Origin of the sequence: Neisseria sp. 19428wB4_WF04, assembly GCF_015235335.1 — a bacterium.
GTDB lineage: Bacteria > Pseudomonadota > Gammaproteobacteria > Burkholderiales > Neisseriaceae > Neisseria > Neisseria musculi.
Genome location: NZ_JADGLG010000071.1, coordinates 1 through 9,038, shown reverse-complemented (window position 1 = coordinate 9,038; position 9,038 = coordinate 1). Strand labels below are relative to the sequence as shown.

At 51.2% G+C, this 9,038-nt stretch carries 8 protein-coding genes, 1 tRNA gene and 2 pseudogenes; 2 read left to right on the top strand and 9 right to left on the bottom strand.

The genetic code is table 11. The features are described from left to right. Positions 1-199: 199 nt before the first annotated feature. From lepB to dcd, 6 genes and pseudogenes are all read right to left on the bottom strand, one after another. Positions 200-478: pseudogene (gene lepB / locus IR141_RS13565) on the bottom strand (signal peptidase I); the annotation flags it as partial. Between the two features lie 636 nt (positions 479-1,114). Further along, positions 1,115-1,249 carry a hypothetical protein gene (locus IR141_RS13885; RefSeq protein ID WP_255518825.1) on the bottom strand — a complete coding sequence of 45 codons (135 nt, stop codon included), beginning with the start codon at positions 1,247-1,249 and terminating at the stop codon, positions 1,115-1,117. 300 nt (positions 1,250-1,549) lie between these two features. Then, on the bottom strand, positions 1,550-2,407 hold the full coding sequence (locus tag IR141_RS11380) for a folate-binding protein YgfZ (RefSeq protein WP_135037347.1): 858 nt from the start codon (positions 2,405-2,407) through the stop codon (positions 1,550-1,552). A 614-nt stretch (positions 2,408-3,021) separates the two neighbouring features. After that, positions 3,022-3,678 (bottom strand): hypothetical protein, encoded by a 657-nt coding sequence (locus IR141_RS11375; RefSeq protein WP_135037344.1) that lies wholly within the window; start codon positions 3,676-3,678, stop codon positions 3,022-3,024. A 74-nt stretch (positions 3,679-3,752) separates the two neighbouring features. Next, positions 3,753-4,313 (bottom strand): DUF1440 domain-containing protein, encoded by a 561-nt coding sequence (locus IR141_RS11370; protein WP_135037341.1) that lies wholly within the window; start codon positions 4,311-4,313, stop codon positions 3,753-3,755. A 408-nt stretch (positions 4,314-4,721) separates the two neighbouring features. Further along, on the bottom strand, positions 4,722-5,288 hold the full coding sequence (gene dcd / locus IR141_RS11365) for a dCTP deaminase (protein WP_135037338.1): 567 nt from the start codon (positions 5,286-5,288) through the stop codon (positions 4,722-4,724). Here dcd and IR141_RS11360 point away from each other — a divergent pair. After that, positions 5,269-5,511, top strand: a complete 243-nt coding sequence (locus IR141_RS11360) for a hypothetical protein (RefSeq protein WP_135037335.1) — start codon at positions 5,269-5,271, stop codon at positions 5,509-5,511. The two genes, dcd and IR141_RS11360, sit on opposite strands and share 20 nt — an antisense overlap. A gap of 450 nt (positions 5,512-5,961) precedes the next feature. Here the strand turns inward: IR141_RS11360 and IR141_RS11355 are convergent, their stop codons facing one another. Beyond that, the gene (locus IR141_RS11355; protein ID WP_135037332.1) at positions 5,962-6,861 is read right to left on the bottom strand and encodes a recombination-associated protein RdgC; all 900 of its coding nucleotides are present in this window, start codon (positions 6,859-6,861) and stop codon (positions 5,962-5,964) included. 118 nt (positions 6,862-6,979) lie between these two features. Between IR141_RS11355 and IR141_RS11350 the strand changes: the two genes are divergently transcribed. Then, positions 6,980-7,055: transfer RNA gene (locus IR141_RS11350), tRNA-Glu, on the top strand. Between the two features lie 103 nt (positions 7,056-7,158). On the opposite strand, the gene xseA is transcribed toward IR141_RS11350, so the two are convergent. Together xseA and IR141_RS11340 are read right to left on the bottom strand one after the other, a co-directional pair. Continuing rightward, complete coding sequence (gene xseA, locus IR141_RS11345; RefSeq protein WP_135037328.1) at positions 7,159-8,511, bottom strand: exodeoxyribonuclease VII large subunit; 1,353 nt, start codon at positions 8,509-8,511, stop codon at positions 7,159-7,161. A gap of 128 nt (positions 8,512-8,639) precedes the next feature. Then, positions 8,640-9,038, bottom strand: a pseudogene (locus IR141_RS11340) (IS1595 family transposase); the annotation flags it as partial.

Sequence of the window (9,038 nt, the reverse complement as noted above, 5' to 3'; positions counted from 1 at the left end):
TGCCTGGCTTTTTTAACGGTTTCAGGTTGTTTGAGCTTTTTTACAGATTTTCCGTCCTGCACATCTTGGCCAGTTTGGTTTCTCCACAGGCTGCCCGCCTTTCGGGCTGGGATTCAAACCGTCAAGGTACCACCGCAAACAGGAACAGGCCGTCTGAAACATATTTTCAGACGGCCGTCATGTAATCTTTTCTTTCCGATTACTGTATGCGGGTGCCTACTCGACTGATGTCGCTGAAGTTCATCCAGATAAAGAAAGCCTTGCCGACAATCAATTTGTCGCTCACAAAGCCCCAGTAACGGGAATCTTCGCTGTTGTCGCGGTTGTCGCCCATCATGAAATAATGGCCTTCGGGCACGGTGCAGCGGAACCATGAGCCGTCTTCCGCATATTCGCAGCTTTGCCGGTTAGGGAAATCGGAGCGTACGCCTTGCGGCAGAAAGCTGGGCTGCCCGGCGATTTTCAGCACTTCGAAATGGTGTGTGCCTATGGTTTCTTGAAAAACTTGGGTCTCGATGGTAATCACGCCGTATTGCGGTGTGTTTTCCTGATAGTTTTGAATAAGGATAAATGGTGATGTCTGACCGTAGGCCGATGCTGCCCTCCTCGTGGAGAATATAACGCAATGCCCGTTTGCGCACGGCAGCGCGGTTTAGAGAAAAAACGTTGGCAGTGTGTTTTTACCATGCCTGCAGAGGGTATTTCACGGCTTTCAATTTGAATTCGTTTGGATACTTTGCCAAAAAAACTGTACCTCAGACATCGGGGAGGGTGTCTGACTTGGGGGAGTTCAGTTAGGAGTCTTCTTAGATTTAAGTGTGATTGAATAAGGAGGTTCAAATAATGAACTTTGCTCTTTATTTTGAATTACCTACATACATGCAGCTAGAATTTGCTCCTCTTAGTTTAGAGTCAGTCATACTGGTTATCGTAGGTGCAGTGGGTTAATCGGTAGCTCTTATTAATGTTCCTATATCACTTGGAGCATTTTTCAATATAAAATCATTATACCGTTTGCTTATCACGCCGTTGAGCATGGCTGAATAGGGCGCATTGATTAGGACAAACAGGCTGCAGCGGAAAACTGTGCGCTATGTATGTTGCAGGTGTTGCTCTAGTCTTTCAGGCTGGCTTTCATGTAGCTGTAATCATCGCTCAGCTCGGTGATGCTGGTGCCGCAGAATAAAAGCGGAGGCCAAAAGTTCAGTATCAGATGTATTTTACGGGCGCTGTCGGTGTGTATTCTCATTTGAAACATGCCGGTTTTTTCGGTTTGGGTTTCGGTTGTGGCGCGGTTTTCAGACGGCCGAATGTGCTGCTTGAAAACCGCGCCATTTGTTTTTTAATCGGCGCGGGTATTTTGCAGCAGGCTGTGTAAAAAGTTTACACCGTTTGGTTTGTCAATCGATACGGGCATTTTTCGAGGTTGGCCGTCTGAAAAGTTTGCGCTGTTTGTTTGATCAATCGGAACGGTGTTTTCTGTGATGGATGCAAGGGTGCTGTTGGGTCGATACGCCCGGCCGGACGGCATAAGCAGGCGCGGCAAACATTAATTGTGATCGGATGGAAAAAATGTACGCTCAAGAGTTAGGGGGGTGCCGCGGGCATCGGTTAAGGGATTTTGTGCAGCGGAAAATTTTATCACGGCCAAATTGATGCTGCCGCTGCTTGCCGTTGCGCTGTTGATGATGATGCCGGCTTCTTCGCTGCCGCTGCGCACTGTTGCCCCTGCGGTTGCGGGCGCGCTGCTTTCAAGTATGGTCAAGCCGCGTTTGACTTGGCCCCGGTATTGGGCGCGGGCGATGATTTCCTGCCCCGGGTAGCAGCCTTTTTTGAAATGTATGCCGCCGATGGTGTGTTGGTTGAGCATTTGGGCAACGCAGCTTTCGCTGGTGGCGGCGCTGATCCAGGGGTAGCCGCTGAGGATTTCGTGTGTGTTCCAGCTGTTTTCGGCTGCGGCATGGTATTCGGGCAGGGCGGCGGCGGGGCCGATTTTCAGACGGCCTCGGTGGGGTAAGGTAACCGTCCACACGCTGTTTTGTTCTTCGGCGGTAAATGCGTGGGTGGGTTCTGATGCAGGCTGTGGCGGGATTTGCGGCGGCAGTTCGCCGGCAACGGCAAAGTTTGGCAGCGGCTCAAGCACAACTTGGGCGCGCAAAACAAACATACGCAGGCGTTTGGTTATGGTTTCGGCCAAATCGGCAGCCAGCGCCAGCAGCAGGTATTCGCCGCAGTTGAGCACCAGCATATTGGCAATTACGCGGCCTTTGGGGGTGTTGTAGGTGGCGTAACAGGCTGCGCCGTGTTGCAGGTTGTTGATGTCGTTGGAAAGCTGGCTGTGTAAAAAGGCGAAGCGGTCGCTGCCGCTGGCGCGGATCAGGCTGAAAAACGGTAAGCGGGTTTGCATGGTGGAAATCCTCTGTATGTGCAGCCTGCATTTTAACTGCTGTGCTGTGCGGCTTAAAGGGCTGTGTTGTTGTGGATTGAATTTAAATGTATGCAGCGCCGGCCTGCTTGGGTTGAAGAAAGGTTGTGCAAGCCGCTGAAACGGAACCAAAAGGTTTCGCACAATTTGTACAGCCGCTTGTGTTTTGCTTTTGTCGGGCTGAGTCCGTGATGGCATTGCGGCGGGAAAATATTTTGGTTTGCCGGACGGGCTCAAACGGCTATAACTGTGTTTCGTTGAAGTGCGGCGGGTTTTGCTGTGTTTTTTTCAGACGGTCGCGCCAACTTATATTTGTTATGCTTTTTATGGCTGCTTCGGTGTCGGGCGTTATCGGCATAGGTTGTGTTGCCGGCTCCAGACAGTCTGCCCGCACATAATTGATGAGGGTGGGTAAGTTTATCGTCTTCATGGGCAGTATGGCCTAATCCGAACCGCTGTAGCATGATTACAGTATTGCCTGTTTGTTGGGCTGTGTGTAGGGTTGGGGCTGTGTTTATGTTCGCGGATTGGCGATATGTTGGTGTTTCAGTCGATTGCCCGTGCCCGGTTGCCGATGTGCTGAAACCCAATCATGCCTACAGCCATGTTTCGGCATGATTGCCGGAGCGGGAAAGGTGAATGATGTTCAACGGTTTGGATGTGTGGGGAGGGGAATCCGGCTGTATCGGCAACCTGCTGATGGTAGTGTGCGCGCTTGCGCGTGTTAATTGAGAATGTTCTGATTTTGCTCTTGATGGTTGTATGGGTTGATTGGCCGCAGGGCGGTCATGCCGACATGGCTGAGGCTTTGCTGAGTGCTGCCTCCACCTGCTGAAAAGTTTGATGATTATGCCGCTGCCGATTGCACGGTTTTTCCAGCAAAATGGTGTACCCGCCATAGCGTTTTTTTTCAGACGGCCTAAAAATGCGCAAACCCGTGTCAGAAGCAGCTTGCTTTTATCTGTTTTGTCCATCGGTTGATTTTTTATCCACACAAACTGCGCCAGATGAAACAACCGTTGCCGCCGGAATGCTTGACAACTTAAAAATAATAATAAACTTTTGATAAATATATAATTTAAATTATGGCTTAATTTTTGTGCAATGGTGGCTGAAGCCCGATTTTTCGGGGGAAATACACTGTTTTCACAAACTTTCCACATAGTTATCCACAGCTTTTGTGGGCAAGGCATAAAGGCTTGATTGGGCTTGTGTTTAAATGCCGGCGATGAAAGTCGATTGAGCGGAAACAAACTGTTTGCTTTAGGCCGGCGGTAAAAAAAGCGGGGTAAAGCCCCGCTTTTTACTGTCAGTATCTAAACAGCGGTTAGCGTTCTACCCAATCGCCCTTAATCGGTCGCGCATAATAAGCCAGCACGGCAATCATGCACACTTCGATGGATACCGACCAATAAATGTGGCCGAAAAACTCGCTCAGATGCTCGGCTGCGTTAAGGTTCCACATCCAGCCTACCGCACCATCGGCATACGCGGGGTTACGGAAGCCGAACATCGGAATCAGCAGGCCGTGCATCACCACGGTGATCACAATGCCGTAAAACGCGCCGTACCACAGGCGGATTTTCAGCCAATAGGCCGAAATCCACACATACACAAATGCAAACACAAAGCTGAACAGCCAATGGTATAGCGTTACCGCCCCCAAAATGCTGTTGCCCTGAAACGTGTAGTCCAGCGAATGCTGGTTGAAGCCCAGCCAGCCCAGCCAGGCATCAATATTGGCTCCCGGAGGGGAAATTTCGCCGGGCATGCGCGGCGGCATATTCACCTCGGATCCCCACTTCACCAGCGAGCTGAAAAAGCCGCCGATCAGGGTGGTCCAGAGAATGACTTTCCGGTTGGCGGGAGAAGCGCATAATTTGGTCATACTAGATAATCCTTTTTTTGTAGTTATCTTGCTTATGACGGATTAGATACAGATAAGTTACCCACACCAGGCCGTCTGAAAGCAAAAGCGGGCAATACCGCCTGTTTTGCCTACTCTAAAACCATATAAAAGATTGCAGCAGCCTGCATTGCCATGTAAACGGCACAAACTGAAATACCCATTCCGGTTTGCCGGAAACCGGCCGCTCTCGGGATTCGCATTTGGTTTTAAAACGCTTTTCTTCACAAGCAGCTTGGTTCGGATATCTCTTTTGTTCGAAACAAAAACGTTTGATTCTCTCCGGCAAGGGCGGCATTTCAAATTCAACCCAGAAGGCGGTGGGGAATAAATATTTTCGACCCGAACTGCGCCTCAAGATTTGAAAACGCTTGGTTTAGAAATGCCGGGTCAGGTTTTCGGCAGGGTAACGCCGGTTTGCCCCATATATTTGCCGTTACGGTCTTTATACGAGGTTTCGCACACTTCATCGCTTTCGAAAAACAACACTTGCGCTACGCCTTCGCCGGCATAGATTTTGGCGGGCAGAGGAGTGGTGTTGGAAAATTCCAGCGTAACATAGCCTTCCCATTCCGGCTCGAACGGGGTAACGTTGACGATAATGCCGCAGCGGGCATAGGTAGATTTGCCCAAGCACACGGTTAATATGCTGCGGGGAATACGGAAATATTCCACCGTGCGTGCCAGCGCGAAAGAATTGGGCGGGATAATGCAGCAGTCGTCTTCCACGGTAACAAAGTTTTTCAGATCGAAATTTTTGGGGTCGACAATGGTGCTGTTGATGTTGGTGAAAATTTTGAATTCATTGGCGCAGCGGATATCGTAGCCATAGCTCGAGGTGCCGTATGAAATGATTCTGCGGCCGCCTTGCTCTTTGATCTGGTTCGGCTCGAACGGCTCGATCATGCCGTACTGTTCGGCCATGCGGCGAATCCACTTGTCTGATTTAATCGACATGGTTATTTCCTTAAAAACTCGGGTAGATTGGAAAATCGAAAAACACAGGGAGCGTTGGAAGCAAGCCTTCCGAAACACGGCGGCAGCTTTCGGGCCGGCCGGCAAAGGCTACCCGAAAATACCGAAAGGCAAAATCCACCATGCCGCAAACATCAAAACCATTACCGCCATACTGTGCAGCGCCGCCCCCGCTGCCGCAGACAACGCCGAGCGGCGGAGATAGGCAGGCCCAACGGCAACCACAAGCATTCCACACATCAGCAGCAATATGGCGGAACCGGTCACAACGAATAATGTTTCACTGTGCCCCTGATAAGTTTCCTGAAAACGATAAACCCGGTATCCGGCTGTAAACTCCGCCAATAGCAGCCAAAACCACAAACCGGATACGGCTGCGGCCGCTGCAACAGCGGCAGGGTGGGCGCGCCCACGGAGCAGATAAGGCAGCCAAGCGCAGAATGTTCCCAAGCCCATCCATAAAATAGTGAACCCGCCTTCTACCGACATTACCGGAGTTTCCAAAGCCACCGCGGACAAAAGCCACGGCAGCAAAACGGCCGCATAGGCTGAAAAACATTCCGGCGGTGTCATCCTGTTGAAGCTCATAACCGTTCAAAATCCATGTTTCCGCCTTTCAGACGGCCTGCATGTGAAGGATAAGGCCGTCTGAAAACTAATCCTGCCAGCCGCCCAAATAACCCGCCAGCTCTTCCAACATAGTGCTCAACGATTCGGTCATCAGAATCTGCGAAGCGAAAGCCATGCTGGCCGCATCGTCTCCGTGTCCTTCAGCCTCCTCCTGCAACACATCGAGATACCGGATACGCTTGAGCGTGAAATCTTGTGTCAGCACAAACGCAATCTGTTCGCGCCACACCAAGCCCAACTGGGTAACGGTTTTGCCGTTTTTAACGTGTTGTACAACTTCGTCAGCAGTTAAATCCTGCTTCGACACTTTTACCACCGGCGCCACATCACCGGTGCCTTTGAGTTCGCAGTCGCTGTCAAGCTCGAAGCCGCCCTCGGCCGCGCCCTGCAACAGCCAACCGGTCATCAAGCTGCCCGGCGACTGTTTGGTATGGGGCAGGCCTGCCTCCAAGCCACCCAATGCTTCACGCAGTTTGGTGAGCATATTTTCGGCTTTGGTTGCAGACGCATTGTTCACAAACAAATAGCCGTGTTTAATATCGAAAACGGCCTGGGTTTGGCTGCTGCGGGTGAAGGCGCGGGGCAGCAGGTCATCGGTAATCTGTTCTTTTAATTCTTGTTTTTCTTTGCGCCCCACATTGCGTGCTTCAGTGTTTTGAATCTCGGCCACGCGTTCGTCCAAAATATCGCGGATCACGCCCGCCGGCAGCACTTTTTCTTCTTTTTTCAGCGTTACCCGCCAAGTGTAGTCGGCAGGAAAAACAGATTCCGGCAAAAAAGAAACGGGTGAGCTGAAGCCTTCACTGAACCAGTCCAAGCCCGAACAGGGAGCGAATTGCGCTTCGGCCAGCTTGACCGCCAGCGTTTCCAAATCGGGTAGTTTGTTTTTATTTAAAGGATAAAAGCTGATTTGTTTGAACCACATAGCATTTTCCTAAAGTGAAACTGCAACATTATACAGCAGGCAAGGGCCGTCTGAAAGGCAGACACACTTGTTTGATTGACAAACACAACCTGCATAGGTATAGTGCGCATTCAATTAAGCGCCCATCGTCTAGAGGCCTAGGACACTGCCCTTTCACGGCGGCAACCGGGGTTCGAATCCCCGTGGGCGTGCCAGCTTCCCAAGCTTTTTGCATATTGTGAAGAGCTTGATTTTTTATTTTATCGGATCCGCAGAATTCGGGCTTTTTTCTGATTTGGCAGCTGCGGCGCAGTGTGTTTATGTGTAATCGAATAAATCCGGTTGCGCTGTTTCACCGGTAACGCGCACATTGGTTTCTCCATCGGCAAACGCGATATGCAGTTTCTGCCCCTGCTTCAACGCCGCTGCGCTGCGGATGAGTTGGCCGCGGCTGTTTTTGACTACTGAAAAGCCGCGTTCGAGAATATGTTGCGGCGACACGGCTTCGAGCAGGGCGGCCTGTTTTTCCAACCGTTGTGTGTGGTTGGCGAATAGAGTGTTCCAATGCTGCTTTAAGGCCGTCTGAAAATTTTGTATATCGCGTGCGGTACCGGAAATATTGGGGCGCAGATAGGCTAGTTGCTGCTGTTGGCGGGAAAGCCGTTGTGTATTGAAGCGGTGGTGGTTTTGCATGGCAAAGTGCAGTGATTGCGCCAGCGTGTGTAGTTGAGTGCGCTGCTTGTTTAATTTCTGTTGCGGGGGGCGGATTTGGCGGGCAAGCCAGTCGGTTTTTTGGCTGGCATCATAATAGCGCTGCTGTAAGGCGGTTTTCAGACGGCCTTGTGCCTGAGTCAGTTTGTACAGCGATTCCAAGCGGTTGGGGCTGACCAGCTCGGCCGCTCCGGTGGGGGTGGGGGCGCGTTTATCGGCAACGAAATCGGCCAGCGTGAAATCGGTTTCATGGCCGATGCCGCTCACTACCGGAATCGGGCAGGTTTCAATGGCGCGCACCACATCTTCTTCGTTAAACGACCACAAATCTTCAATACTGCCTCCGCCCCGGCATACGATTAGTACATCTACCTCATTGCGCGCTGCGGCCGTCTGAACGGCTTGGGCGATTTGCAGCCCGCTGCCCGCCCCCTGAACGGGAGTGGGGTAAACCAATACGGGGATTTCCGGTGCGCGCCGCTTCAGGGTGGACACTACATCGCGCAGGGCGGCTGCCGCCAGGCTGGTTACGATGCCGATGGTGCGCGGATGGGCGGGAAGCGTTTTTTTGCGCTCTGCGGCAAACACACCTTCGGCCTGCAGCTTGGTTTTCAGCTTTTCATAGGCTTCGTAGAGTTGCCCCAAGCCGTTTAAGCGTATTTCACTAACGTTAATCTGAAACTCGCCGCGTGCTTCATAAATGCCGATACGGCCGGTCAGTTCGATGTGGCTGCCTTCTTTCAGTGGAGCGGCCAGTTTTGCCGCTGTGCCTTTAAACATGGCGCAGCGCACCTGCGCTCGGCTGTCTTTGAGCGAAAAATAATAATGCCCGCTGGCAGCGCGGGTGAGGTTGGACACTTCGCCTGCCACCCACAGACCGAACAGGTTTTCTTCCAGCAGGTTTTTGGCCAAAGCGTTCAATTCGGAAACGGAAATGGCAGAGGAGGACAGTTTGGACATGGCAGGGTGTTTTAAAAAAGTTAGGGCGGCATTATATAGCGAATCGGTTTCTTTCCATACAGGGCGGGAGATGCAGCCGTGCAGCGAAAAACAATAACAAGGCTCTAGACTGGCAGCTTTATATAAATTTACTTTAAAAGCCCCCAAAGTTGGTGACTCAGTTCATCAGAGTTTCGATTCCATCGCCATCCGCATTCCTTCAGGTGCAAATCAAAGTTTTTGGTTACGCCATTGAATTTGGCGGGCCTTTGTTTGGTAAAACTCCGGAAGCTTTCAATACCATTGATGTGCCCGGTACCATCCGCAAACTCATTTTGTCCGTGATTAACGCGCAAATGTTTAGAGTAGCCGGCATCGACCAGGCCGCTGTAACCGCGCCGGCTATCAGAATAAAAACACTCTCCAGAGAGACCTTTCCCAATATAACAGCTTGAAGTGTTTGCTTTTTACAATCAGGAACGATTTCGGTATAAACCCTGCCGTCTCTTTCGAAAATACCAAAGACGGGTTGTCTAAGCGTTCCTCTG

Coding starts and splice junctions, on each gene's coding strand:
- IR141_RS13885 (WP_255518825.1), bottom strand. CDS start 1,249: ATGAGAATACACACCGACAGCGCCCGTAAAATACATCTGATACTGAAC.
- IR141_RS11380 (WP_135037347.1), bottom strand. CDS start 2,407: ATGCAAACCCGCTTACCGTTTTTCAGCCTGATCCGCGCCAGCGGCAGC.
- IR141_RS11370 (WP_135037341.1), bottom strand. CDS start 4,313: ATGACCAAATTATGCGCTTCTCCCGCCAACCGGAAAGTCATTCTCTGG.
- dcd (WP_135037338.1), bottom strand. CDS start 5,288: ATGTCGATTAAATCAGACAAGTGGATTCGCCGCATGGCCGAACAGTAC.
- IR141_RS11355 (WP_135037332.1), bottom strand. CDS start 6,861: ATGTGGTTCAAACAAATCAGCTTTTATCCTTTAAATAAAAACAAACTA.
- xseA (WP_135037328.1), bottom strand. CDS start 8,511: ATGTCCAAACTGTCCTCCTCTGCCATTTCCGTTTCCGAATTGAACGCT.